16 protein-coding genes and 1 pseudogene are annotated in these 24,557 nt (G+C 61.9%); 6 read left to right on the top strand and 11 right to left on the bottom strand.

Annotated elements, in window-relative coordinates; translation table 11 throughout:
* Positions 1-537: 537 nt before the first annotated feature.
* From HGB51_RS03025 to HGB51_RS02990, 8 genes and pseudogenes are all read right to left on the bottom strand, one after another.
* The gene (locus tag HGB51_RS03025; RefSeq protein WP_246233451.1) at positions 538-1,215 is read right to left on the bottom strand and encodes a peptidoglycan-binding protein; all 678 of its coding nucleotides are present in this window, start codon (positions 1,213-1,215) and stop codon (positions 538-540) included.
* Between the two features lie 77 nt (positions 1,216-1,292).
* Entirely contained in the window at positions 1,293-2,483 is a 1,191-nt protein-coding gene (gene hxsC, locus HGB51_RS03020) for a His-Xaa-Ser system radical SAM maturase HxsC (protein ID WP_070206300.1), read from the bottom strand.
* On the bottom strand, positions 2,470-3,963 hold the full coding sequence (hxsB, locus tag HGB51_RS03015; protein WP_256123578.1) for a His-Xaa-Ser system radical SAM maturase HxsB: 1,494 nt from the start codon (positions 3,961-3,963) through the stop codon (positions 2,470-2,472). The genes hxsC and hxsB overlap by 14 nt, the downstream gene beginning before the upstream one ends.
* A complete protein-coding gene (locus tag HGB51_RS03010) occupies positions 3,960-4,262 on the bottom strand; it encodes a hypothetical protein (RefSeq protein WP_070206299.1) in 303 nt (100 codons plus the stop codon). Before HGB51_RS03010 ends, hxsB begins: the two co-directional genes overlap by 4 nt.
* Positions 4,263-4,947: 685 nt before the next feature.
* Positions 4,948-5,250: a hypothetical protein gene (locus HGB51_RS03005; RefSeq protein WP_070206298.1), complete on the bottom strand. Its 303-nt coding sequence runs from the start codon at positions 5,248-5,250 to the stop codon at positions 4,948-4,950.
* 419 nt (positions 5,251-5,669) lie between these two features.
* Positions 5,670-6,416 carry a DUF5343 domain-containing protein gene (locus tag HGB51_RS03000; protein WP_141738968.1) on the bottom strand — a complete coding sequence of 249 codons (747 nt, stop codon included), beginning with the start codon at positions 6,414-6,416 and terminating at the stop codon, positions 5,670-5,672.
* A gap of 1,139 nt (positions 6,417-7,555) precedes the next feature.
* Positions 7,556-11,380 (bottom strand): RNA-directed DNA polymerase, encoded by a 3,825-nt coding sequence (locus HGB51_RS02995; protein WP_141738967.1) that lies wholly within the window; start codon positions 11,378-11,380, stop codon positions 7,556-7,558.
* 353 nt (positions 11,381-11,733) lie between these two features.
* Positions 11,734-12,083: pseudogene (locus HGB51_RS02990) on the bottom strand (chloride channel protein); the annotation flags it as partial.
* 102 nt (positions 12,084-12,185) lie between these two features.
* On the opposite strand from HGB51_RS02990, the gene HGB51_RS02985 reads away from it, so the two are divergent.
* On the top strand, positions 12,186-13,094 hold the full coding sequence (locus tag HGB51_RS02985; protein ID WP_070206293.1) for an NAD(P)/FAD-dependent oxidoreductase: 909 nt from the start codon (positions 12,186-12,188) through the stop codon (positions 13,092-13,094).
* Here HGB51_RS02985 and HGB51_RS02980 read toward each other — a convergent pair.
* From HGB51_RS02980 to HGB51_RS02970, 3 genes are all read right to left on the bottom strand, one after another.
* Positions 13,091-15,814: a UvrD-helicase domain-containing protein gene (locus tag HGB51_RS02980; RefSeq protein WP_070206292.1), complete on the bottom strand. Its 2,724-nt coding sequence runs from the start codon at positions 15,812-15,814 to the stop codon at positions 13,091-13,093. The genes HGB51_RS02985 and HGB51_RS02980 overlap by 4 nt on opposite strands.
* A gap of 124 nt (positions 15,815-15,938) precedes the next feature.
* Positions 15,939-16,484, bottom strand: coding sequence for a hypothetical protein (locus tag HGB51_RS02975; RefSeq protein WP_070206291.1), 546 nt, complete (start codon positions 16,482-16,484; stop codon positions 15,939-15,941).
* 535 nt (positions 16,485-17,019) lie between these two features.
* Positions 17,020-18,240: an MFS transporter gene (locus HGB51_RS02970; protein ID WP_070206290.1), complete on the bottom strand. Its 1,221-nt coding sequence runs from the start codon at positions 18,238-18,240 to the stop codon at positions 17,020-17,022.
* A gap of 593 nt (positions 18,241-18,833) precedes the next feature.
* Here HGB51_RS02970 and HGB51_RS02965 point away from each other — a divergent pair.
* The 5 genes from HGB51_RS02965 (at position 18,834) to HGB51_RS02945 (ending at position 24,553) form a co-directional block, all read left to right on the top strand.
* The gene (locus HGB51_RS02965) at positions 18,834-20,531 is read left to right on the top strand and encodes a type IV secretory system conjugative DNA transfer family protein (protein ID WP_070206289.1); all 1,698 of its coding nucleotides are present in this window, start codon (positions 18,834-18,836) and stop codon (positions 20,529-20,531) included.
* A gap of 382 nt (positions 20,532-20,913) precedes the next feature.
* Positions 20,914-21,372, top strand: a complete 459-nt coding sequence (locus HGB51_RS02960) for a hypothetical protein (RefSeq protein WP_070206288.1) — start codon at positions 20,914-20,916, stop codon at positions 21,370-21,372.
* Between the two features lie 33 nt (positions 21,373-21,405).
* The gene (locus tag HGB51_RS02955; protein ID WP_070206287.1) at positions 21,406-22,548 is read left to right on the top strand and encodes a VirB8 family type IV secretion system protein; all 1,143 of its coding nucleotides are present in this window, start codon (positions 21,406-21,408) and stop codon (positions 22,546-22,548) included.
* Entirely contained in the window at positions 22,545-23,321 is a 777-nt protein-coding gene (locus HGB51_RS02950; protein ID WP_070206286.1) for a TrbG/VirB9 family P-type conjugative transfer protein, read from the top strand. Before HGB51_RS02955 ends, HGB51_RS02950 begins: the two co-directional genes overlap by 4 nt.
* Positions 23,318-24,553: a TrbI/VirB10 family protein gene (locus HGB51_RS02945; protein WP_070206285.1), complete on the top strand. Its 1,236-nt coding sequence runs from the start codon at positions 23,318-23,320 to the stop codon at positions 24,551-24,553. The genes HGB51_RS02950 and HGB51_RS02945 overlap by 4 nt, the downstream gene beginning before the upstream one ends.
* The last annotated feature ends 4 nt before the right edge of the window (positions 24,554-24,557 follow it).

The following is a 24,557-nucleotide window of genomic DNA, read 5'->3' as shown; positions in this document are numbered from 1 at the left end:
CGGCCTGAGGAGTTGGGGCGGGAGGTAGGCCGCGAGATTTACGCCATTCTTCTTGAGAGGGAAACGTCGGTGGGACCTGGGCTCGGTCCACCGCCGCAGCGCGTGGGGTGGGGCGGCTCCCGCTACCGGGGACGTAAGCGTGTTGCACCTGCCCAGCGGGAGAGGCAGCGAAGCGACGCATCAGCAGGGCTGCAGCATCGAGCGCGTGTTGAATATCGGCTTCCCGGTCAGCGATGTCGCGCGTCCCGCTCTGCGCCATCAGAGCGGGAAGGAGGCGACTGGCGATTCGAAGTTCTGTGTTGGCGGGCATTGAAGGTCCATGTGTGGAAGGTCCTCACATCGAAGCAGCGATGCCGAAATCCGCAAGGGAGGGAATCTGCGCTGGTTCACAAATATTGAAGTTGCCTTGCAACGCCTAGGACTGGCATACACCACACCAATCCCAACGCTTCAACACGCGCCCGCTTCAACACGCGCTGTCTCCACCCGCCGGAACCGGCGGGCCTAGCCCTCCTGCGCAGATACTCCATACGCTTTCTAAAGACGAACACCAAGTGCGTCGAGGGTCGGGGTAGTCATGGTGCCGGTGACCTGAAGTCCGTAGCGCCTCTGGAAGGTGCGCAAGGCCGTCTGGGTTTTTTGCGAAAGGACGCCATCAATGGCACCGGGATCGAGGCCTTTGGAGTAAAGCGCGGCCTGGACACGCATGATAAGCATTCGGAGCTCGTCAGCATCCTGGCGCTGGGGCTGCACCGTCCGTGCTCGCCAGAAATTGTCGTTGAACGGGGGCGCTGCAGTTGAAGCCGCGTCGTCGGGGGCAGGCACCGTGCTGGACTCAAGCGATGGCTCAACCGCGGGATGCTCATTTTGCAGGTGGTTCAAGCCACTGTCCGAGGACCGATACGTGTTGACGGCCGGCTTGGATGCTGCAGGCGCAGTGAGGGACGGGCGGGGGTAGGGAGTTGTAGGTGTTCGGATGGGAGCCGGGGCCGGGGCCCGGGCCGGGGCTGGAGCCGGCGCGGCCTGACGCACAGGGGCAGGGGGCGTGTAGGTGGCAGGCGGGGAATAGGAGCGATAAGAGCTGCCCGAGCCGGACGAATGAGAGCGATGGGAGCTATGCGAGCGATGGGAGCTGTGGCTCCGGTGCCCGGCGTAAAGGTTGTGCCGGCCGGAGTTCAGGGAAGAACTCAGCACCGTCGCGTATTTGCTATCCATTTCCGACAACGCCGATAAATCCTGAGGCTTCTGGTTTGGCTCCGCCCCGATCGCCCCCAACGTCGCGCCGACGATCATCAATGCGCTGGACATGTCTCGGTTTCCTTGATGGGGGCGACCGCCCGGCTGGTCCACGCTGGCGTTACCCAAGAGAAGAATCCGCCGCACTTGGGCTTCATTGAGCAGCTGGTGCAGGCGGGCAAGTAATCGTTCTTCCAAGTGGAGATGCTCTGCGCGGCATAGGGCCACAGAGAGCGGTCAATGACGCAGAGGGGGAGGTTGTAGAGCGAGACCCCAATCCCACTAAGGTCAAACAAATTGATGGCTGCTGCGAGCTGATCACCGAAATCGGCCGGATCGGCCCAAATATCGGCCTGGTGGGCTTTGGCAAAGCCGATGGGCTCAATCCCCATCAATGCCACGTGCTCAACAAACGGCAGGTTGCGCTGAATGAATCGTGCGATCTGCGGCAGTCGCTCGAAGGTGGGCCGCACCAGCACAACCCGGATCTCGACGCGCTGCTTCGCCGCCTCAAGGGCATAGAGGCCTCTGAGTGTCTCAGCGAAAGCCCCTTCGCTTTGGACCACGTAGTCGTGAAGCCCGTAATGGTCGCCGTAAAGGGGGATGCCCCAGCTCAGGTTGGGATGGATTCCTTCAAAGCGGCTGTGCAGCGCTGAGCCATCCAGCAGGCGGCCGTTCGATAGGATGTGGACGTGGGTTGCGGGGAGAACTGACGCGCAGCGCTCCACAACGTCCACGAGCCCGTCCCCAAGCAAGGTCGGCTCACCGCCACTGATGGCCAAGGATGGCTCATCCGAATCGATCAGATCGATGAGGTCTAGGAGTTGGCTGACCCGCCAATCGTCCTGGACCTGCCTGGGCGGTTGCGAGCACATGACGCAATAGCTGTTGCAGCGCTCCGTCGCAAAGAGGACGTTCCCGTTGTCCCCACGCCGGTAGCGGCTGGCGACGCGCTGTCGAAGTCCATCCACTTCGATAACGTCCCCCGACTTGGCCACCCGTTGGTCGCCGAGAATTGTTAGGTAAGGGCGCTCGCCGAGACGCGGGGCTTCGGGGGATTGGACGATCCCGCCCCAGGGCAGGTCCAGCAGTTGGCTGCCAATCAGTCCGGCCGGTGTATCGCGCAGGTCCAGGGCCATCCGCTCAAAGGGCAAGGTGGCCGATGGGAAGTCTGAAAGCCCAACGACCTTCAGCAGCTGGGCACCGAGCGGTCTGGAGATCACCGCTTTGCTTTCAAGCGGCAGCATGGGCAGCCTCCTCGGCAGTGGAGTGGCGCATTGCCCACCGTTGCATGAGGCGTTGGTCCCTGGCGGTCCCCTTCTCGAAGCGCTCTAGGAGAAAATCGAACAGGCCCATGTTTCTCTGACAGAAATCACTCGTGGGCCGGTGCCCAACGGTGTTCTTTTGCCTGGCGTAGTGCTCGACCGGGTCAGCGCCGCACAGTGGGACGTAGGCGCAATCAGAGCATGTGGGCAGGGCTTCAGCCACGCCGGCATGGAGCAGAGATGCCAAGGCCGGGGACTCGAGCCAGGCGCTGACGGGCTGGCTCACATCGCCCAAGGCCCAAGTCGTATCGCCCATCGCCGCGAGCATCCGTGCCTCGTCGGATGGGTAGACGCGACCATCGTAGTCGTAGATGACGGCGCCCAACCCGGCACCGGACGGCGAGCGCAGGTCGACGTAGCCATGGCCAAACGAGGTAAATAGTTGGGACAGCAGCAAAGAGGCGTAGGACTCGTCCATGGCGTAGCCGGCGTGGTTGACCGCCATTAAATGTTCAAACGCAGTCTTATAGAAGGCCAAGTAGTCTGCGGTCGAATAGCCCGTTCGGCGAGCCGTCTTGGTAGCGAAGCCGTAGGGGCTTAAAGGCCTAAGCGAGATGGAATGGAGGCCGAGCTGGCGGTATTCGTCAATGATCTCTCCAGGGACAGAAAGGCTCAGCTTGGTCAAAGTCGTCAGTGCAGAGACTGCGTCATCGCCAAGGCGCTTGCGACCGCGCTCGATCCCTTCGACGGTCCGTCGATAGCTGTCGCGCCCTGGGCGAGGGCGGTTGGCGTTGTGTAGCCACTCTGGACCGTCAAGCGACGTGGACAGCTTGAAGCGGTGTTCGGCTAGGAAGTCGAGCTGCGCGTCCGTCAGATCGTGGAGGGTAGAAGCCAGAACGAATCGCAGGGACCGGCCTTCCTGCCGATTCCTCGTGACGATCAAGCGCGTGATGTGCATGACCTGCTCGAAATTCAGCAGCGGCTCGCCACCTTGGAACTCGATAGTCAGCTCGGGGCTGGGCCACTCGAACAGCCTGTCCACAGCCAACTCTGCTGGGGAGTCCGCCAAGTCAAATGCCTGAGCGTTGACCCCTTGCCTCGAAACCTGGCAGTAGCCGCAGGTGTGATGGCAGCGAAGGGAGACCACAAAGATGTGAAGCGCTGGCCCGCCGATCAGATACGACTTGCGACTACGGTATTGGCTCAGCAATGGGGCGAGCGAACTTTTGCTGACGTCTACGACAGCCAGGTGACGCGCTTGCAGATCGGCCAAGTAGGGAGAGTCGATTGGCAGTTCGTGTGAAACAAATGCGTGGAACTCTTCCGCTGGCATGATGAGCCAGTCTCCCGCCATCGACGATACGAACACCCGGTCGCCGGCCCAAGGCAAGCGACGAAACCGCAGGGGAAGCAGCTGGTAGCCGGAACCACTGGAGAAACCGTCGGGAGGCCTGAACTTCACGACCCGGCCACCGAACGCGGCATTGCTTGCGCCAGGGCGGCTCGAACCAGCTCCTGATGCAGGCCTTGGGTTTCTACGCGGACCAGAGATCGAAGCTTTTCGTCGACGAGGTCGCTATAAAACCGGCTCTTGAGGTCCCTCCGCAAAGTTTGGCCTTCGGGCGCGCGGACAACGACCACGAGCGCTTCGCTTCGGGTAATAAGTTCCACGTGGCACATTCCCGACAGCCGGTGGGCCGCGCGGACGACCTCCTCGTCAGAGTAAAGCGTGCGGTCGACCGCAAGTTCCGAGCTTTCCATTGCCCTTTCTCCCCCTGGATAAAGCGACTCTGCTCCCGTTGGCATCTCCTGGCAAGAGGGGGAGCGGGCGACCGGGCCATGAAGATGGGGGACTCCATCAGCGAAACCTCTGGGCTTGGCGAAGGGGAAGCCCGGCGCCGGGAAGGAATGGAGAGCCGCCGTCTTCGCCGAGTGGTCACGAGGACAGGCTCCCAAGGCCTACCGGCATTTTGCCTATCGGTCTTAAGGGGCGGTCACTCGACGGGCCCAGGAAAACCCTCTGGCGCCGGCCGCCCGCACCGGGTGCCGGACGCGGTGGCCAGCTTCCAGAGCCCAAGGTCAAGCGGGCTGGTCTTTTCGTGGCAGGTCGGCCTTGCCGCGGGATTGCGACCGGGGGCGGTCGGACTGCTGAATTCGGGCTGGCGGCCGCGGGAGGGTGGATCGGGGCGGTGAACAGCCGCTATGATCGGGGAAACATTGAAAGGAAACCTGCCGAGCAGGCTTTCTGCAACGGTTTGAGTTGCTTAGATCGGAGGTGATCCGATCCCACTCTCTCCGCCATACCCTTATTGGTTGGGCGTCAGCGAAAGGACGCTTGCCCAGAAAGTGTTCCAGCTTTACCACCACCATCTCATCCTGGTGACCAGAGACGGCGTTTGAGGCGAGAACTCTCAGAGCTAGCTACAATGCTGGCTAGGCTGTCAGGCTACTCATCTCTCATTTTTTCGAGCATGTGCCAACAGTAGTTGCAGTAGCCCCCGTTGTCGCTGGCAGCGTACATCTCGGACCATGGGACTGGAGCTTCGCATCGTTTGCATCCATCCACTACGTAGACGTCCAAGACGTCTCGCTTGAACACGAATGCTTGTTTGTCGCTAAGCGATTCTTGTCCTCTCTCAACTACTTGGCGTGTGATTCCCTCAGCGGCGCCTTCAAGAGCCCCGCCCCCCAAGACCTCTTCGAGGAAATCACTGAAGCCATCGTCTTGCACATGATCGTTGTAGCCCATTGCTTCCTCCTTAAAGTTGTGAACTCGACCAAAAATTTACATGCCCCAAGAAGGGAGGCGCCGCGAGCGGCGCTCCCCAGATGCTGCGCTTAGCCTGGGAGGCTGCGCCAATGTGATACGACGTACTCCAGGCGGCCCTTGCGGAACCGGGTGTAAGCGCACACATGCACCGTCTTGGAAATGGACATAAGTCCTCCTCAATTCGACGAGAGGAGGGCAATATGGAATACCGGGGCTCAAAGAGTTATACTCTTTGCCTGCGAGGGGCTCGGTACCGGCAGAGGGATGCCCTCACTGCCTTGCCGTTGCCCGCCTGGCGCCTCAACTTAAGCCTGTTTGGAAGACGGGGACTTAAGTTGGGGCGTTGTTTTTTTCGGCCACCCGCGTCGGCGGAAATTGCGAGCGGCCACCTACTCTCCTCATGGCGTCACCTCTGACTCCGACACTGCCGCTTCTTCGGCCATTGTGTCTCGATAGTTCTGCAAGATGAACTCGGTCATCTTGATTACCTTCTCCCACTGCTTTGCAGTCATGTGGTCCGGCAGATAAATAACGCCATCCTGCCCCCCAAAGATCGGGATGGGGATGGCAACCATTGCTTCCCGCGGAGGCTTCGGCTTGCTTCCATGTCCGGTCGGCTCGGAATGAGTGACTGCTGGAGCCAGCAGTGCGGGAGGCGACTTGGCCTTTCGCTTGGCACTTCCATTGCCTGACGTCGGCGGCGCTTTGGCGTGAGGGCTAACCTTGATCCCGGCATCCTTTGCGGCCGAAAGGAAGAAGCTAATGCCCTTGGTAAGCGTCGAACCGCTAATCTCGTACTCACGGAACTTGTCAGCGAGCATGCTCGTCGTAGCACTGCCTAAGGCAAAGCTTCCATCGGTAATTGAGCCATATGACTCCAAAACCATCGACCTAAACATGGCCTGAGCGTCATCGGCTTCTGCGCGGATGAAGTCGCGCAGGAGTTTCGTCGGGGCGCCGGACTCGCTAATAAGTTTGAACCACTTCATAGCTGCGATCAGGGCGGATTGCTCAGTGCCAGATCGTTTACTAAGGAAGCTGCGGTCAATTGCTTCGGGCATCACTTCATGACTTCGAAGCTCATCTATAAGGCCAACGAAGGTCTTATAGGTCGGGTATGGCGGTTTAACGCCTTTGTCGCTCATCTCTACTCCTCCCTTGCCTGTCATTTTGCGGATTGATGCGATTCTTCCACACGGCAGCTGCGAATGCAAGCGATAAATTCGTCCAAGTTTGTTAAAGGACTGTTGTATGTGTTTGCGAAACAACTCAAGTAAGATAAACATACAGTAAAAACAGATAGTTACGGACTGTAAGACCAAGACCACGGAGCTTGGTCATTACGTGGGTGATGGTCCATTCGATGTGGCGACCCGCTGCGGTGCACGGTTTCATCGCCCGGTAAGGGCTGCTTCCGGACGAGGCTCGTGGGGAACGGGGAACCGATGGCGTACCCAGCGCTGACCTAGCTCGAGGGCGGGGCAGCCCACGTCAAGGTGCTGGAGCACGGTCGCTCCTTTGAGCGGCTTGCGAGGACGGCAGCACGTTCACGGGCGACCGGTTGTTCTTGGCCTGCAGCGTTACCGACACCCTTACGAACATCGAGGGCTTGTCCGAGTTGCCGACCCGCTCGCTGCGCAGGTTAGGCACGTAACCGCGCCGTCGCTGTCCCACCCGTCGGCCAGAATTCTCTTGCCCGGAGGGAGAGGATCGTGTGCTAACACCCGCAGAAACATGTGCCACTGGATGCGGAATTGACGTTAGCGGTCCTTGAGGCGGTTGATGATGTTGGCCAGCTAGTCGAATCCCCACGCGGCATGCGCTGCCCACTCTCCTCGGGCGCGCGGCCGGTGACGTTTCCGATGATCTACCGGAGGGGCTTGCCGCAGTCGCAGTTGTATGACCAGCACTGGCATCGTGTGAGGATGCCGGCGATATAAGGCGCTAGCTTGGTGCGCATCTTCACCACCATTAGCTCATCCCCCCGGGGTGGGGGGGGCGGCTACCAGGGCGTCCACGCGACACGAGACCGATGACTGTCGCAGTGGGCGACGTTCCAGAGAAGTGATGCTCGAAGGGGGCGCTCGCCTCGTTCACTGCAAACACGACGCCGGCGAGCGGCCTACTGAAGGTGGCAGTGCGGACGCAGCGCCGTCGGCGCCACCGGCCCGCGGTCCACACTCAAATTCAGGAGCGACCGGCGTCGCCCGGCGGTGGTCCCTGGCGCTAGTGCCGGCTGAGCGGCGCCCGCAACTCGCGGCGTGTCGTGGGCCAGGGCGGCCGCTCAAGCTCGATCCAGTCCGGCGGGCGGCGCTTTACCGATGCGCTCCTTTACCTCCTTCCACTTACTCACTGCCGGTAGCGCAGCCTCAAGTGCGGGACCGAAATCCTCCAAACGTACATCGAAAACCGATACAGCTAGTTGGTTGCCGCCATGCGTGTGAGAGATGAGCCTGAGATACTCTTTGTCGTATGGTGCTTGAGCGGTAGATCCGCCGAACTCGCCGATGTTTGCAATTAGGATGTGCTGATACATGTGATAACGCAGCGCGGCAACCATGCCATCAAAGGTCTTTACGTCCTTGTTCATTGCCGACACCACGAACATGTGACTTTCATTTCTCAGGTCTGAGGCTAAGGAAAGGTCCGTAGCGTCGAAGCAGATTGAGCCTGTCAGCCGGAAGGACTCCTCGGTCGTCTTGGTTGAATCGAGGAGTTCGATGACGACTTGGTATGGTCTCCACGGCTTTATGCCCAGACTATGTTCATCTGTCGTGAGGTTAAATTTCCCCTGATCAACCTCGACCCAGGAGCGGCGGCCCGTATGTCTCTGCGGGACTAGCCAACGGGCTGCATTGATTGGCTCTTTACTCGTGGGGTCTTTCGCTCCTAAGAGTCCGTAGAAGAGTATCGCGCCAGTCGCGTCTGAGAAGGACCTCATGAGATCTTGGTCGCAGACGTGAATGCTGAGCTCAGGAAACACGACGACATCGATATGGGGCTTCTCTGACGTTCCCAGAACGTACTCGCGTGCAGCGAGATGCTTATTAGTGAGATGGAGCAGTGCCGCAGTGTGGTTTCGGTGCCTTTCCCGGTAGCCTGGATCGTCGAGCCCTGCCAGGCCACCGTTGAAATGGTTATGGAGCGGCATAAGTCCCTGGACCATAGCAACTCGAAGCCCACGATCATGGTCCAAACGCCATTCGACGGGATAGCGATATACAGGTACTCGACTGCTGACCCCATAGAGCTCCTTCTGAAAGTCAAGGCGCTTCTTGATAGCGTCCGCGAAATCTCTGCGGGTAGTGATCCCTGAAGCCTCTAGGTTCTTGCGTTCAGACAAACCTGGCCACCTCAGCATGTGCATTAGCAAGTCCGAGAACCAAGGCGTGATTGCTGCCGCAGTACCCCTTAGGCCCTCTGCGGAATGAAGCATTCCCAAGCGACGCTTGTGCCATGTACTCTTCAGGCCGCTATACCATCCTGTGTCTTCACTTGCGAGCCAGTGACGTGCAGTGAAGTCGGGCTCTCCCGTGGCGGCAGCCCGCAATAGACGTCCGTACGCATACATCCAGGCATCTTCGCGTCGGCACCACGGGGGGGTGTCATACGCCCCGTCCGTTCTTTGGAGTGAAACGACTGCCCGTGCGTCGAGCGTCGCAAAGCTTGGATTGCTTAACTGCCCCCAGTCATTCGACCTTACCTCCACATTCAATGGCGTGAGGAGTTCAGAGTCGAACGCCCGTACTGCTTTCGACCTACTTAATGCTTCCGCAAGCTTTAGCAGTGAATTCTCTTGGCTGAACAACTGACTCGGGTGGGTAATAACCGTCAAGAGCGGCAGCCACCTTCCCGTCGGAAGCGGAGCGTTTCCGGATGACCATCGCATTTCTGCAAATCGGGCGAGATGCCTCGGTGCCCAGGAAATCAGTTGTTTCATGCCGTTTCGTGTGGAACTAAAGAGACTGTTAAACAGGGCTGGAGATGCCTCAGCCACAATCTTCCATGCCTTTGCAACCTGTTTCCTATTCCTCGAATTGCCAAAGCGAGTGAACCAGCGTGCATAATGCGCGTCATCATTAAGAAGCTGGTGACCAACGAGCGACACCACTACCTCTTCCTCGGAGGACAGGTCGAGAGCGGGTGACTTTGCTCGAGCGAATAGATGAAGCGCTCTATGGAATCGAAGCTCAGTTGCGCTCTTTGGACTTCTCGCGACTTGCCCAACTGAGGCCAGAAGGAGACTCGCCTGCTGTTGGACGTACCAAGGCGCCTCCCGCTCGTCAAGCATTCGTGCTGCGAGGTTCGCGAGTGCAACCCGGTAGGCTTCAACGTCAGAAACCTCAAAGCTATGGTCTTGCATGGCCTCCCTGCCTGTCTCAGTTGCACCCGCTTTGAACAGGTCCGCGAGGACGTAATAGGCGACTCTTCGGCCGAATTCGGAGTCTGGGCCAGTGTCGTTCAACTTGCTCAGCAACGCCTCCTCGACCGGCCCAAGCAGTTCGACGCTGGGCCATAGGTCCAGTGCATATCGGAGTACCTGAACAAGGGAAGGATTTAGCGCCCATGCAGATACCAATCGTCGTGCAGCAGCCTGATAGTCATGCCGTAGCGCCTCAATTGCACTCTCACCATCAACGGATTCGGTCAGGTCTGTAATTCGTCTGCGTTCTCGTAGCGAACGCACAAGTCGGTATGCGGAGAAGCGCGTGAGCGTGTCATCCCTTACCTCCTGCTTCAGTGCTGACACCGTCGCCAGGCGAAGATTGCCTCGTGAGGGCTTCGTGTCTTCTATGAGCCCAAGTTCTGCTAGTGACAGCAATCCGTTGAGCCCGGCTTCAGCATGACGGAGAGAGTCGAGGTCAAAAGGACCACTAAGTTGCTGTTGAAGGGTTTTCATGCGTGCCGCAGTGCCGGACTCGGTTCCAATGTCGACGAGTGCTTCGAGCTGAGTCTTCTTTGCATTGAGCCGGAGATACGTGCCTTCGGTCCCAGATGCAGTGGTGTGCTTTTTCAGGAGACGCTGAACCCAGGCAGTGATCTCGTCACCCAATTCGGCGAGATCATGAGGTGTTGCCTCGTCGGACTTGACTGAGATGACCAACTTAAGATCATCGACGTAACGGCAGTAGTCGTGAATTCGGAAGGTCTTTCCTCTTGGAGTCCGATCTATAAATGAGCCGACGTCACGGTCAAAATCGAGCAGGTACGCATTCGCAAAAAAGCCGCTCGCGACCAATCCTTGTGGAAGCCCCAGTGGAAGCGTCCCATCTCGAAACAAATGACTCAGGGAGAGGTCCTCATCGCGCCACTTGAAGCTCAGGGCGCGTAGTGCTACTTCCCAAAACCCGTTGTCCGCAGGTTGCAAGTCATCTTCGGAGTTGTCGAAAAAGTCTTGGTACGCAATCTTTAGCTTTTCTACAAGTAGAGCGATGTGTATGTTGTCGAAGAATGCGCTTAGGTCTAGACTGACGATGAAGACTTTTCCATCTTTGTCGACGTCGATGTTCTTTGCGATTGCTAATGGCCGTTCGATGTACCGTTGGTAGTCCTGAAAGTATCTGCTGTAGGTGTTCGAGTTTCCCCATGCGAATGAGGCAATGGTGTGATCCTTCGACCAATTGCAAAAGAGCCTGTTGCCGTAGCTAAAAACGCCCATCTTTGCTGCTCTGTCCGCAGCGAGAGACGTGTCGCCTTGTGCTGATTCAACGCAGTCAGCCAGGCAAAGCATGACGGCGGTGGCTATTGATTGTTCCCGCACTCCGATATGAGCAAGCGGTCGCAGCACCGGACGTTGCTCCCCTTCGACGCGTCGCGGCTGCCACCCCCCATCCAAGTCAGAAGAGAAGAACCACAAGCCATTCTTCGGCGCCGGGACCAGCCATGCTGGAGTAGTCACATAGTTTCCATTCGCGATATCTGCGGACCAAGCGGCTAGGCTCTCTGGTAAGCAGACTCCGGATACATCAAGTTCCAGTACGTCGGCGTACCAGTTGTAGCGCCGAACAAAGGTGTGCGTCTTCTTCCATGCTTGGGCAAGAACAACCTCATCGTGAACAATCTTTACTCGCGGACACAGTTTTTCGTACCGCGAATCAACAACGCTCATATTCGATCCCTTTAATGGATGAGGTCAGTGTGTATGCGCTTTGGTTTGAGATTACCACTTCGGCTGGCCTGCGTCTTTCAGCATTGGGAGGGCGTCAAGAGTATGATCTGCGCTCCTTACGACAAGCGGTTGTTCGCGTCTTGTCGCGATCATCTGCCCAACTCATGTCGGGATGCTGAAGGGAGGGGCGAGCCTTCCCTATGCCACAGTGCGGTCAGCTGCAACAGCACTGGTTTCTAAGTGAGATGAGAACGGCTGCAGTCAACGGCCGCTACTTCTGCAACCGGCTCGTTGTATTGCAATGGTTTCCTCAGATCCTCCCAAGTTTTCCTTGCGCTACCTTTGCATCGGCCTCAAGGCTCTGGTGTTTCCGTTGATCTGAGCGACAGATTTTCCATCCCCAGATAAATCAGCACTCTGCACACCAGCCCCGACACCCCTCGCGCGAGCAACGCCGTAACCAGAACTGGCAGCAGCGTGTCGCTGCTATCGGTTAGTTCCAGCGAAATAGTCGCTGAGGTCAGCATCGCTGAGTTACGCCAGTGAGATGGGCGCACATACAAAGCAGCGCAAGCACCTCCCCATTCACGCCTGGCGCCACGGCAGCTAGGTTGCGGCCGATACCCGCGGCCACTGCCAGTGCGGGCGAGAAGATGTTGGCGGGGATATTCGCGATGTTGGACACCAGACTGGCGAGATTCTTGCCAGGGGGGGGGGGGGGCTGGGGCGCTTCAGATCAGCGTGACTGCTGCTTCACAGGATGGTCGTATTCTCGCAGCTCCCCCAATCGCTCCAGGTTCCCCCCATGAGCGCCACCCCCAGCCCCCATTTGGACGCCATCATCATTGGCGGCAGCTACGCCGGCATGTCCGCAGCGCTGCAGCTGGTTCGCGCCCGCCGCAACGTGCTGGTGATCGATTCCGGGCTGCCGCGCAACCGCAACTCGCTGGCGGCGCACGGCTTCATCGCCCGGGAGGGCCTCCCTCCGGCCGAGATCGCGGCCAAGGCGCGCGCGGAGCTGATGGCTTACCCAACTGTGACCTGGCGCGAGGGCAGGGCAACCCACGCCAAGGTGCTGGAAGAGGGGGTGTCCTTTGAGGTGGGTTGCGAAGACGGCAGCACGTTCATTGGCGACCGATTGGTCCTGGCCTACGGCGTCACCGACACCCTTCCGGACATCGAAGGCTTGTCCGAGCGCTGGGGCCGCAGCGTGTTCCATTGCCCGTACTGCCACGGGTATGAGATCTACGAAGGCAACATCGGGGTGATTGGCTGCTCCAAGGATGGTGGCGCCGGCCAGGCAGTCCTGCTGTGCGACTGGGGCAACATCACCTTGTTCTGCCCCAATCTCGAAGGCATCGATCCTGAGCAGCGCGAGCGCATGGACGCATGTCGGGTGACCATCGAATCCACCGCCATCCAGCGTGTGGAAGACGCCGCCAGCGTTGTACTGGCCGATGGCCGCAAGATCACCCTGGACGCCCTGTTCCTGCTCCCCCAGTCACGCCTCTCCTGCGACCTGGCCGAACAGCTTGGCTGCGAGCTGCTGGATCCAGGCTGCATCGTCGCCGATTCAGCCAAGCAGACGACCGTGCCCGGCGTGTTCACTTGCGGCGATGCCGGGCGCATGGCCGGCAGCATCGCGCTGGCGGTGGGCGAGGGGGCACTGGTGGGCGTGGCCGTGCACCGCTCGCTGCTGGGCCTGTTGGACTAGCGCAGCGCAGTGACGGGCGCAGCCTGCCTCGGCTTGTACTGGCAACGCGGGAAGCTCGAGCAGGAGGCGAACTCCCCATACGGCCCACTGCGCTGCACGATCACCCCGCCCTCGCAGACCGGGCAGGCCTGCTCGCGGATGGGCTCGCCCGTTGTGGCGGTGATCTCCACCGCACCGTCGTGCACCAACTCGTTGAGGAACGGCGAACGCTTGCCCTGCACGGTGAACATCGCCACCGAGCGCCGCGCACGGGTCAGCGCCACGTAGAACAGGCGGCGCTCTTCGCTCAGCGGGAATGTGTCGGCGTGCGGCATCGCCAAGCCAAGCACCGGGTCATCGGCGCGGGCGCTGGGGAAGCTGCGCTCCAGCATGGAAGGAAGGATCACGATGTCGGCCTCCGCACCCTTGGCGCGGTGAGCGGTGAGGAAGCTGAGCTCCAGCTGCGCGCCGAAGCGCTGCGCCCAGTGGGCGGGCAGGTAGGCGCGGTCTGCGTTGTAGCGGCCCAACACGAACACGGAGAGGCGACCATCGCGGCCGGGCGCAATGGCGCCGCTCTGCAGCTGCTGCTGCAGGCGCTGCAGGTACTGGTAGATCGCGTCCTGCAGGCGGTCGCGCGAGGCCACCTGGAACGCCTGCAGCACCGGGCCTTGGGCCGGTGTGGCAGAGCGAACCTGCTTGGCGATCTGTGCCGGGTTCTTCGAGATGAAGCGGCTGGACGCATCGCATAGCGCCTGCGGGCAGCGGAAGGTCTGGGAGAGTTGCAGCACCTGCGAGGGGCCGAAGGTCTCGGTAAACCCGGTCATCACGCTCACGTCGGCGCCGGCAAACCGGTTGATCGACTGCCAGTCGTCGCCCACTGCAAACAGATGCCGCCCCGGCGCCTGCACCAGCGCCTTGCACAGCCGTGCGCGTGCACGCGAGGCGTCCTGGAATTCATCGGCCATCACCAGCAGGTAGGGCGCCTGGTAGCGGCCCTGTTCCAGGTACTCGGCAGCCTGGTTGAGCATGTCTTCGAAATCGATGGCGTTCTCGGCGGCGAGCGCGTCGTCCCAGGCGTGCAGGATCGGCGTGGCCAGTTCCAGAAGCAGCCGATAGCGATGCTTGAACCGGTCTTCGGGCAGTTCGCGCAGGCGCTCGGCCAGGTCGGCAGGGGCCAGCCCGTTGCTCTTGGCATGGCTGATGAAGGTGCGCAGCAGGCCGATCAGGTCGCTGTCCGGCATGGGCTTGGCGCCTTCGGCGGGCAGCTCGCGGTCCGGGTTCGGGTCCAGCTCCAGACCGTGCGCGGTGAGCGCTTCGGACAGTGCGTTGAACAGGTCTCCATTGCGCAGCTGCGTGGCGGTCGTGCGCAGCTGCACCGCATCGCGTGAGCGCGCATGTAGCGGTGTGCTGTCACCACTGCCGTCGGCATGGTGCACGTGATACAGCGTGGTGCCCGGGTAGAAGAAGTCCGCGCAGCCGGGCTGCCAGGTGTCGGTACCGGTATCCAGCACCGGGTGCGGTTCGTAGGTGTAGTCCACGCCGTTGTAGAACAGCCAGTCGGCGATCACGCACTCTTCGATGTTGCCCACACGCTCGCCGCGCAGGGTGCGCACGTAGCGGTTGCCGTCGCTGTCCCAGCCGTCGGCCGGGGTGGCTTCGCCCTGCGGTGGCAGGTCGCGTGCGAACACCAGCCGGAACATGTCCCACTGGGTACGGAAATGCAGCGAGCGGTCCTTGAGGCGGTCGATGATGTCGGCCAGCTGGTCGAAGCCCTGCGCCGCATCCACCGCCCACGAGGGCACCTCGGGCATGCGGCCGGTCACCTTGCCGATGATCTGCCGACCCAGCGCGTGGAAGGTGCAGGCGTTGACCTCGCCTGTTGGCAGGCCGAGTCGTTCGAATGCGGCGGCAGTGCGCTGCTGCAGTTCGGTGGCGGCCTCCTTGTTGAAGGCCAGCATCACGATCTGGTCCGGCGCCATCAAGCCACGCTGCACGGCGTAGGCGGCCTTTGCCACCATGGTCGAGGTCTTGCCGGAGCCGGCGGCGGCCACCAGCAGCATGCGGCTTTCGAAGCTGAGTACAGCGCGGGTCTGTTCTTCGCTCAGCGGCCTGCGTTCGACCTGGGCCAGCAGTGGAGCGACGGCGTCGCGTTCCTGTTGAAGGTGCGCTTCATTGCGTGACGCCCACTGTGCCTCCCAGTCCTCTGTCCAGCGCTGCAGATCGTCTTCGATCGCTGCGGGTACGCCGTGCAGCTGCGGGCGCAGGGTGGGGTCGTCGAAGATGGCCCAGAGCGCATCGCCGTCCAGCGTCAGGCGCGGGCGGGCATCCAGCAGTGTCTGCTGCTGCTCGAGGGTGAACCAGCGCTGCTGTGCATCCGCGAGTTCCTGCGCGTGATCGACCTGGTCCAGCCAGTCGCGGATCCGCGCGAGCGCATCGTTGGCGTCGCCGAGTTGCTGGTCCTGCTGGTGGGCATGCGCGCTTGCCGCCCACAGCGCCTCCAGTTCGCGCGCCGGGGCGGCGGCAAGGCCGCCCAGCCGCAGGTCGCCGTCTTCGGTGGCGATGCTGAGCGAAGACCACACCGGACCGCGCTGCACGCGCCACGCGTTGGAGGCGCTCACCGCCAGCGAATAGACCTGCCCATCCACGGTCAGCTCGAACCGGTCATCGACCCGGCGCAGCCGCCAGTCCGGCGAGCGCGAGAGGCGTCGGCCCCAGGGGGAGGGGGACCAGTCGTGCGTCATCTGTACATCCAGGAAAGCGGGGCGGTCGCTGGCACGGGGCCGGGCGAGCGTTGGAAGGGATTGCCATGATAGGAAAATCCGATCGGAATTGCCGCGTCGGCGTGCAGCCGGGCAGGGCCCGCCTCTACCTGGAGAGGTGCTTTTGTTGCAGTTCCCACCAGAACCATTGGGAGGTGCTGGCGAAGGGGGCGAGGCGCTCGGCCAGGTCCATGTCTACGTCGTGGTCGCCGGCCAGGAAGCATTCGGCCAGGTCCTGGGAGACGCCGATGGCGTGGGCGAAGTCCAGGGTTGAAGCTCCCATGGGGCCGAGGATGTGCTCGCGGACCAGCAGGCCCGGGTGTTCGTAGTAGGTGACTTCTCCCGGCCTGGGTGCGTAGCGGTCGGCGATGTACTTTTCGAACGCGTTGCACTTGCGATTACGCGGTTCCTTCGGTGGGTCGACAAGGTCGAAGATCAGCCGGCCCTCGACCGCCTGCACGGTTACCCTTGCGCCGGGCTTGAAGCCTGCGTTGTACAACCAGCTGCCGTGCGCGGCGATGCAGGGCACGAGGCCGCCGTCGAAAGTGTCCATCCAAGGGTAGGTGTGCGCACGCACTGTGTAGTGGCGCGGTTGTTCGGCCGTAGGCATGCCGAGCTCGGGGAACATCGGGGTGTGGCGTGATATGTGCATGGCGGTCCTCCAAGGGGAAATCTCCCTTGCCGGTAGGGCAAGGGAGCCGGGAGGTTCGAAACCGTGGAAGCGTGCGTACGGCGTGGCGTATTTCCCCGGATGAGGGGTCTTGTATTAGCCACCCTCCCGACATGGGACGTCATAAGTTTGCACGCATTCGGAGTTTCGAAGCTCCGTCGCCTACCTTGAGCGCCAGTGCATGGCATGGCTAGTTGATTGTTTCTGTTGAAATTGCGCCTTCGATAGGCGTTGCCTAAAACGTGTCGCAACGTGCGCAGGTTTTCGCGAAAGTGCGACGGAGTTGCAGGAAGAACGGGGTGCACGCGTCATGCGTTTATGCGCGTAGAGACACGCCATGCGTGTCCAGCAGGGTGTCAGGAGGTGCGATGGCGGTGGGTTTGCGCGGGAATCGGGCGGTGCGTGGGACACGCATGGCGTGTCGCTACGCGGTTGTTTGCCTGCGTGATCCGCAGTGTCCAGAACGAACAAGCCCCGCCGAAGCGGGGCTTGTTCAGTGGAGCGACCATCCGTCCAATCAGCGTTCGCAGGCAACTGCCTCGTTGCCGCGCGACTGGCGCTGCACCAGCACCGCCACGCCCCACAGCAGCAGGCCGCCCACGGCGGTGGCTGCGCCCACATACCCGGTCACTGCCGGGCTGAAGCCGGCGCCGATGGCCATGCCGCCGAACCACGGGCCCAGTGCGTTGGCGGTGTTGAAGGCGGCGTGGTTGGAGGCGGCTGCCAGGGTCTGGGCTTCGCCGGCGACGTCCATCAGGCGGGTCTGCAGCACTGCGGCCAGGGCGCCCATGGTGCCGACCGCAACGATCAGCGGGAAGATGGTCCACACCGAGTTGGCGGCCAGCGGGTAGGCCAGCAGCACCACGATCGACCACACCAGCACGATGGCGGCGGCGCGGAACTGGAAGCGGTCCACCAGCCAGCCGCCGGCCACGTTGCCGATGATCGCGCCGATGCCGAAGATGCCCACGGCCACCGGCATCCACGATTCGGCCAGGCCGGTCACCTGGACCAGGGTCGGGGCGAGGTAGGTGAACACACAGAACATGCCGGCGAAACCGACCGAGCCGATCGCCAGCGCCAACCACACCTGCGGCTTGTTGAAGGCGCGCAGTTCGCGCATCGGCGAGGTGCGCACCTCGTCCGGGTCCGGCAGCAGGAAGCGCGCGATCATCACCACGGTGGCGATGGCGAGCACGCTGACCAGCGCGAACGCGGTGCGCCAGCTGAGCTGCTGGCCGAGCCAGGTGGTGAGCGGGTTGCCGACCAGGATCGCCACCGAGAGACCCAACAGCACTTTTGAGACGGCCGCGCCGCGCTGTGCGGGCGGGCTGATCGCGGCGGCCACCAGCATCGCCACGCCGAAGTAGGCGCCGTGCGGCAGGCCGGCCACGAAGCGGGCGATCAGCATGGTGGCGTAGTCCGGTGCCAGCGCGCTGGCCAGGTTGCCCACCGCATAGAAGCCCATCAGGCCCAGCAGCAGGGTCCGCCGCGCATAACCGGCACCTGCGAACGCCAGCACCGGGGCGCCCACGACCACACCGATGGCGTAGGCACTGATCAGGTGGCCGACCTGGGTCTCGCTGATGGAGAGCCCGCGGCTGATTTCCAGCATCAGGCCCATGCTGGCGAATTCGCTGGTGCCGATGGCAAAGCCGCCGAGCGACAGGGCCAGGATGATCAGCGTGCGCTCACGGGCAGACAGCCGCGCGGCCAAGGGGAGGTTGGTGGGGCTCATGGGGCAGGAGAACGAAGAACGTGGCTGGGCATTGTACTGCTGCGGCGCAACATGCGCCTGTCTGACGCAGGTCTGCGGCTGGAATGCTGTGGATCAGGGGGTCTTCTGAGACGGGGTGTGAAGGATGTTCGTCATATTTTCTTCACATTATCTCGACGACGAAAAGAACGTCGCTCGCACGCTTTCACATGGAGGCATGCACAAGTGAAGCGTTGAATTTCACACGCGAGCACGTCGAACGCTCTACACAATCATTAACCACCGTGACGAGTAGCACAGTTTTGATGATTGCAACGCGTTGCTTCGCGCGCGTCTACAGCACTGCAATTCAGTGCTGCGTGAAGAATGCACACGCGCGTTGCGTGCATTGCGTGATGCGTTGTTTACGATCGTGTTCCATTGTCCCGCTGCACGCATCATTCATGCGAATACACCTGTATTTACAGACGTATCATCAGAACTTTCTGATTGGCAGCGCTGCAAACGTGCATTAGGATGCGCGTCATTGACATTGGTCCAGATGTCGGAAGTTGGATTACGAGTCGCGTGCACCGCGCATCACACTGATGCCAACGCACGTCGTAGCGCCTGGAATGGCGCGTCATGGAGGATCACGTTTGTCCACGCAGAAACCTGTCGTCATCGCTGTTGCAGTCCTGTTGACCGCACTTGTTGGCTACTGTCTTTCCGGATACCTCACGCTGCTGCTGCTGGGTCTGGACACCGGGCTGTTCAAGTGGAACACCTATCTTCAATACGTCCAGGCGATGGATCAGCCTGCCGTTGCGCCGTACCTGACGAAAATCAAAGCCGCGGGCGTGATCGGGTTCGGTCTGCCGGCGCTGGCGCTGCTGGGCGCGCTGTTCTTCCTGGTCAAGCCGAAGAAGAAGTCGCTGCATGGTGATGCGCGCTTTGCAGAGGCGGGTGACCTGGCGAAGCATGGCCTGTTCAAGAAGACCGACAACGGCATCGTGGTGGGCAGCTTCGGCGGCAAGCTGGTGCGCCTCAGTGGCCAGCAGTTCGTGATCCTGGCCGCACCCACCCGTTCCGGCAAAGGCGTGGGCGTGGTGATTCCGAACCTGCTCGAGTACGGCGAGTCCGTAGTCGTGCTGGACATCAAGCAGGAGAACTTCGACCTCACCAGTGGCTGGCGCGCCAGCCAAGGCCATGAGGTGTTCCTGTTCAATCCGTTCGCCGAAGACCGCCGTACCCATCGCTGGAACCCGCTCAGCTACGTCTCCGACGACCCGGCCTTCCGCGTCTCGGAGCTGATGAGCATTGCCGCGATGCTGTACCCGGACGGCTCGGACGACCAGAAATTCTGGATCAGCCAGGCACGCAATGCGTTCATGGCCTTCACGCTGTACCTGTTCGAAAACCGCGACGACGAACGCCAGCAGGGGTTCCCGGGCGGGCAGGGCGCGCCGACCCTGGGTGCGGTGTTCCGCCTCGCCACCGGCGATGGCAGCGACCTGCGCAAGTACCTCAAGGCGTTGTCCGAGCAGAAGTTCCTCAGCGGCAATGCGCGCGCGGCCTTCGCCAATCTGCTCTCGCAGGCCGATGAAACCTTCGCGTCGATCATGGGCACCTTCAAGGAACCGCTGAACGCCTGGATCAATCCGGTGCTGGACAAGGCCACCAGCGCCAACGACTTCCTGCTCACCGACCTGCGCCGGAAGAAGATGACCATCTACATCGGCATCCAGCCCAACAAGCTGGCCGAGAGCCGACTGATCATCAACCTGTTCTTCAGCCAGATCATCAACCTCAACACCAAGGAACTGCCCAAATCCAATCCGGACCTGAAGTACCAGGTGCTGTTGTTGATGGACGAGTTCACCGCGATCGGCAAGGTCGACATCATTGCCTCGGCGGTGTCCTACATGGCCGGTTACAACGTGCGCCTGCTGCCGATCATCCAGAGCATGGCGCAGCTGGACGCAACCTACGGCCGGGACGTATCGCGCACGATCATCACCAACCACGCGCTGCAGATCCTGTACGCGCCGCGCGAGCAGCAGGACGCCAACGACTATTCGGAGATGCTCGGTTACACCACCGTGCGGAAGAAGAACGTCACCCACGCCCGTGAAAAGACCCACAACTTCACGGAAGAGCGCCGCGCACTGATGTTGCCGCAGGAGCTCAAGGCCATGGGCAATGACCACGAGGTGTTCCTGTACGAAGGCATTCCGCATCCCGTGAAGTGCGACAAGATCAAGTACTACAAGGACCGCTATTTCACATCGCGTCTGTTGCCGAAGACCGATGTGCCGATGCTGGCGCTGTGAGCGCTGCACGTGAACGCATGTGACGCACGTCAAAGAAGTTGCGTGTGAAGGTTAAAAAGTTGTCGTAATTGACGTTGATTTGACGCGGAGGTGTGGCATCGTAATTTTGATGGACGTTTCATGCGTCATGAAATCGTCGTTACGCATGCAGCAGCAAGTACAAGGATGGCTTTTCACGGTTTGAGTGTGCAGGCGCAGGGGCCGGACAGGCGTTCGGGGCGAATGCACACCAGGCGGGCTGGGGCCCGGTTTCACCGTTGAAAAGTGTTTCAACTCACATCCGCACGTTGACTGGTTGAGCCCGCCGTGGGCGTCGACACGCTTTAGTTTTGCCGATTTTCAGGCTGAAAACCGCTATTCCGTACGCCATAGGGAAGTTCGTATGAAGCAAGCGTCATTGTTCAAGGGATCCATCGGCGTCGCCATTGCATCTGCGGTGCTGTTGCTCGCCGGGTGCGCCACTGCACCGGCGCCGGACTTCGGCGGCCGGTGGAAGCCGGTGAACCGCTTCGCCAGCACCACGATGGAAATCCCGCTGTACACCAGTTACGTGTACCAGGCTTCGCCGATGGACGGCACCTTGAAGACCATGCTTGAACGCTGGGCCAAGGATTCGGGCATGACGCTCGATTACCGCATCAGTTCCGATTACACGCTGTATGGCGCGGTCTCCACGATCGGTACCACCAATCCGCAGCAGGCCATGATCGACCTGAGCGCCGCGTATGCGGGGCAGGGCGTGCTGGTGTCGATCGTCGGCAACCAGATCGTGGTGCAGACCGCTTCGGCGTCGGCGCCGACTGCGGCCACCGGCAACGCCAACAGCACCAGCGGCAGCTGATCCCCTTGATGTTCCAGCAGTACGGATGACCCCATGTTCCGAAAGAAGGACGCAGGCAACAATCCCAAGGTCGACCAGGCGGTCGCCAAGGCTGTGAGTTACGAGTTGACCGTCGCCGACATGGCGCGTCGCAGCGAGCGTCGCGCGTGGTGGGTGGCGACCGGCTCGATGGTGATGTCGCTGGCATTGGCCGGCGGCTACTACTACATGCTGCCGCTCAAGGAGAAGGTGCCGTTCCTGGTGATGGCCGACGCGTACACTGGCAACGCCACGGTCGCGCGCCTCAGCGGAACGTTCGGTGCCGGGTCGATCACCGCCAACGAGGCGATCAACCGCAGCAACGTCGCGCAATACGTGATGGCGCGCGAGTCGTTCGATTCGGCGGTGATGGGCCTGCGCGACTGGGACCTGGTGTTCACGATGTCGTCCGAGCCGGTGGCTGCAACCCAGCGCCAGCGCTATGCGAACAACAATCCGCAGAACCCCGTGTACGTGTACGGCACCAACAAGGCGATCCGGGTCAAGATCCTCAGCATCACGCCGCTGGCGGCGGAGGGCAATGGCAGCTTCCGTGGCGCGTCGGTGCGCATCCAGCGCAGCCTGCTCGACAAGACCACCGGGGTAATGCAGTTCCTGGACAACAAGCTGGTGACGATGCGGTTCGAGTACCGCACCGACCTGGCCCTCTCCGAACAGGACCGCGTGCTCAACCCGCTGGCGTTCCAGGTCACCGAGTACCGCGTCGACAGCGACTACGCGCGCGGCGTGCCGGTGCCGGACGACGCGTCGATGACCAGCCAGGCCAACCAGGCCGCGGCAGCGCAGGCAGCTGCGCAAGCGGCCGCCGCGGCTGCGGTGCCGGTGTACGACCCGAACAATCCAGCGGCCGCCACGATGATCGATCCGAATACCGGGCAGCCGGTAGCCGCGCCGGTGCCGGGGCAGACCGTGGCACCGGGCCAGCAGGTTCAAGGCCAGCCGGTTCCCGGCCAGATGACGGTGCCGGGCCAGCCGATGCCCGCACAGCCAATGCCGGCCCAGCCGATGCAGCAACAGAACCCCGGGCAGGTCGTGCCCGGCCAGGCAATACCAGGACAGGTCGCGCCGCGGCAACCGGCCACTGCGCCGGCACGAAACGTTTCCACCGGAACTGCTGAGGGAGCAAGCAACCGATGAGTAGTCGCAACATTGGATGGGCCGCATTGGCCCTGGTGCCGATCATGGCCATGGCCAGCGCCCCGGCGCAGGCCCAGGTGGTGGACCAGTACGAGTACGAACAGGACCGCATCTACCCGGTGCGCACCGGCCTGGGCCTGACCACCCAGATCGAACTGAGCCCGAACGAGAAGATCCTGGACTACAGCACCGGCTTCAGCAGCGGCTGGGAGCTGACCCGTCGCGAGAACGTGTTCTATCTCAAGCCGAAGAACGTCGACGTGGACACCAACATGATGGTGCGCACCGAGACCCATTCGTACATCTTCGAACTGAAGGTGGTCGCCACCGACTGGCGCCAGCTGGAACAGGCGCGGCGCGCGGGCGTGCAGTACAAGATCGCCTTCCGTTACCCGAGCGATACCGAATTCGGTACCGCGCAGCAGGCGGTGGACGAAGAGGTCAAGCCGCTGCTCAGCTCGGAGCTGGCCAAGGACCGCCAGTACAACTTCGACTACTCCTACTCGACGCGCCGCGCGAAGAAGATGGGCTGGCTGATCCCGGTCAACGCCTACGACGATGGCCGCTTCACCTACCTCAAGCTGCCCGCGTCGCCGGAGTACAAGACCGGGATCTTCCCGGCGGTGTTCGGTCGCGAAAGCGAAGACGGTGAGGACTTCGTGGTCAACACCACGGTGGAAGGCAACGCGCTCATCGTGCATGGCACCTATCCCTACCTGGTGATCCGCCACGGTGACAGCGTCGTCGGCCTGCGAAGGAACGTAAAGAAATGAGCCAGCACACTCCCGGCAACGAGCCGCATGAGCCCACCGGCAACCCGTACTACGGGCAGAACGTGGCCGACAACAATCCCAACCTGGACGCCGCCGCGCCGCAGCTGCGCTCGGCCGAAGAGCAGCGCCTGAACCGCAAGGCCCTGGCCTTCCTCGGTGGCATCCTGGTGCTGGTCATCGCAATGGGCTTCCTGCTGCTGCGCAAGAGCAGCGACGACCAGGACCGCCCGGCCAAGGTCAACGAACAGGCCCGCGTGTCCACGCCGGAGCTGCCGACCGCGCCGCCGGTAGTGGCACCACCGCCGGTGGCCGACGCGCAGCCCATTGAAATGCTGCCGCCGTTGCCGCCACCGGCGCAGGACAACCCGTACCGCACGCCGCCGGCGATCGGCGGCGACATGGACATGTCCAACGAACCGCGCCAGCCTTCGCTGCTGGATCGCCGCATGGCGTCCGGCAGTGGAGTAGGCGGCGGCATGGGCGGCGGCGGTGCCGAAGGGCAGGCCGGCGGTCTCGGTGGCCGTCCGGACGACGAGTACACCCGCGCCATGCTGGCCCAGCTGCCCGGCGCGCAGCAGCCGGCACCGGCCAAGGTCCGTCGCGGCCCGGACGTGGAGGATGTGTCCAACGCCAGCTTCATCCGCAGCCCGGATGCGTTGCTGGTCCGCGGCACCTACCTGCGCTGCGTGCTCGAGACCCGCATCATCACCGACGTGGCCGGCTTCACCTCCTGCCTGCTCACCGAGCCGGTGTACTCGATCAATGGCCGCAGCCTGCTGCTGCCGAAGGGTTCGAAGATCTATGGCGCCTACGGTGGCGGCCCGCAGGGCAAGCGCGTGGAAGTGGTGTGGGACCGCATCACTACGCCCAACGGCATCGACGTGGCCATGTCCAGCCCCGGCATCGACCAGCTCGGTGGCGCCGGTCATCCCGGCGACTACAGCGCGCACTGGGGCAGCCGCATCGCCTCGGCGCTGATGATCAGCCTGATCGCCGACGCGTTCAAATACGCGGCCGCCGAACACGGTCCGGAAACCACAGAGATCGCCAGCAACGGCTTTGCCGTGCAGTCGCCCTATGAGAGTGCGACCGCGCGCAGCATGGAGCGCCTGGCAAACGAAGCGCTGAGCGAGCGTCGCCCGCCCACCGTGACCATCAACCAGGGCACTGTGGTCAGTGTCTACGTGGCCAAGGACGTCGACTTCAGCGACGTGCTGCCGCGCCGCCGCTGACCGA

Source organism: Stenotrophomonas bentonitica (assembly GCF_013185915.1).
Taxonomy (GTDB): domain Bacteria; phylum Pseudomonadota; class Gammaproteobacteria; order Xanthomonadales; family Xanthomonadaceae; genus Stenotrophomonas; species Stenotrophomonas bentonitica.
Note: the sequence above shows the minus strand (reverse complement) of the source record. Positions and strands in the feature narration are given on the sequence as shown.

What these genes read in the sequence shown, in the direction of transcription:
- HGB51_RS02965 (WP_070206289.1), top strand. Translation starts at nt 18,834, where the DNA reads ATGGCGCGTCATGGAGGATCACGTTTGTCCACGCAGAAACCTGTCGTC.
- hxsC (WP_070206300.1), bottom strand. Translation starts at nt 2,483, where the DNA reads ATGCTGCCGCTTGAAAGCAAAGCGGTGATCTCCAGACCGCTCGGTGCC.
- HGB51_RS02960 (WP_070206288.1), top strand. Translation starts at nt 20,914, where the DNA reads ATGAAGCAAGCGTCATTGTTCAAGGGATCCATCGGCGTCGCCATTGCA.
- HGB51_RS02955 (WP_070206287.1), top strand. Translation starts at nt 21,406, where the DNA reads ATGTTCCGAAAGAAGGACGCAGGCAACAATCCCAAGGTCGACCAGGCG.
- HGB51_RS02970 (WP_070206290.1), bottom strand. Translation starts at nt 18,240, where the DNA reads ATGAGCCCCACCAACCTCCCCTTGGCCGCGCGGCTGTCTGCCCGTGAG.
- HGB51_RS02950 (WP_070206286.1), top strand. Translation starts at nt 22,545, where the DNA reads ATGAGTAGTCGCAACATTGGATGGGCCGCATTGGCCCTGGTGCCGATC.
- HGB51_RS03005 (WP_070206298.1), bottom strand. Translation starts at nt 5,250, where the DNA reads ATGGGCTACAACGATCATGTGCAAGACGATGGCTTCAGTGATTTCCTC.
- HGB51_RS02995 (WP_141738967.1), bottom strand. Translation starts at nt 11,380, where the DNA reads ATGAGCGTTGTTGATTCGCGGTACGAAAAACTGTGTCCGCGAGTAAAG.
- HGB51_RS02980 (WP_070206292.1), bottom strand. Translation starts at nt 15,814, where the DNA reads ATGACGCACGACTGGTCCCCCTCCCCCTGGGGCCGACGCCTCTCGCGC.
- HGB51_RS02975 (WP_070206291.1), bottom strand. Translation starts at nt 16,484, where the DNA reads ATGCACATATCACGCCACACCCCGATGTTCCCCGAGCTCGGCATGCCT.
- HGB51_RS02945 (WP_070206285.1), top strand. Translation starts at nt 23,318, where the DNA reads ATGAGCCAGCACACTCCCGGCAACGAGCCGCATGAGCCCACCGGCAAC.
- HGB51_RS03000 (WP_141738968.1), bottom strand. Translation starts at nt 6,416, where the DNA reads ATGAGCGACAAAGGCGTTAAACCGCCATACCCGACCTATAAGACCTTC.
- HGB51_RS03010 (WP_070206299.1), bottom strand. Translation starts at nt 4,262, where the DNA reads ATGGAAAGCTCGGAACTTGCGGTCGACCGCACGCTTTACTCTGACGAG.
- HGB51_RS03025 (WP_246233451.1), bottom strand. Translation starts at nt 1,215, where the DNA reads ATGGATAGCAAATACGCGACGGTGCTGAGTTCTTCCCTGAACTCCGGC.
- HGB51_RS02985 (WP_070206293.1), top strand. Translation starts at nt 12,186, where the DNA reads ATGAGCGCCACCCCCAGCCCCCATTTGGACGCCATCATCATTGGCGGC.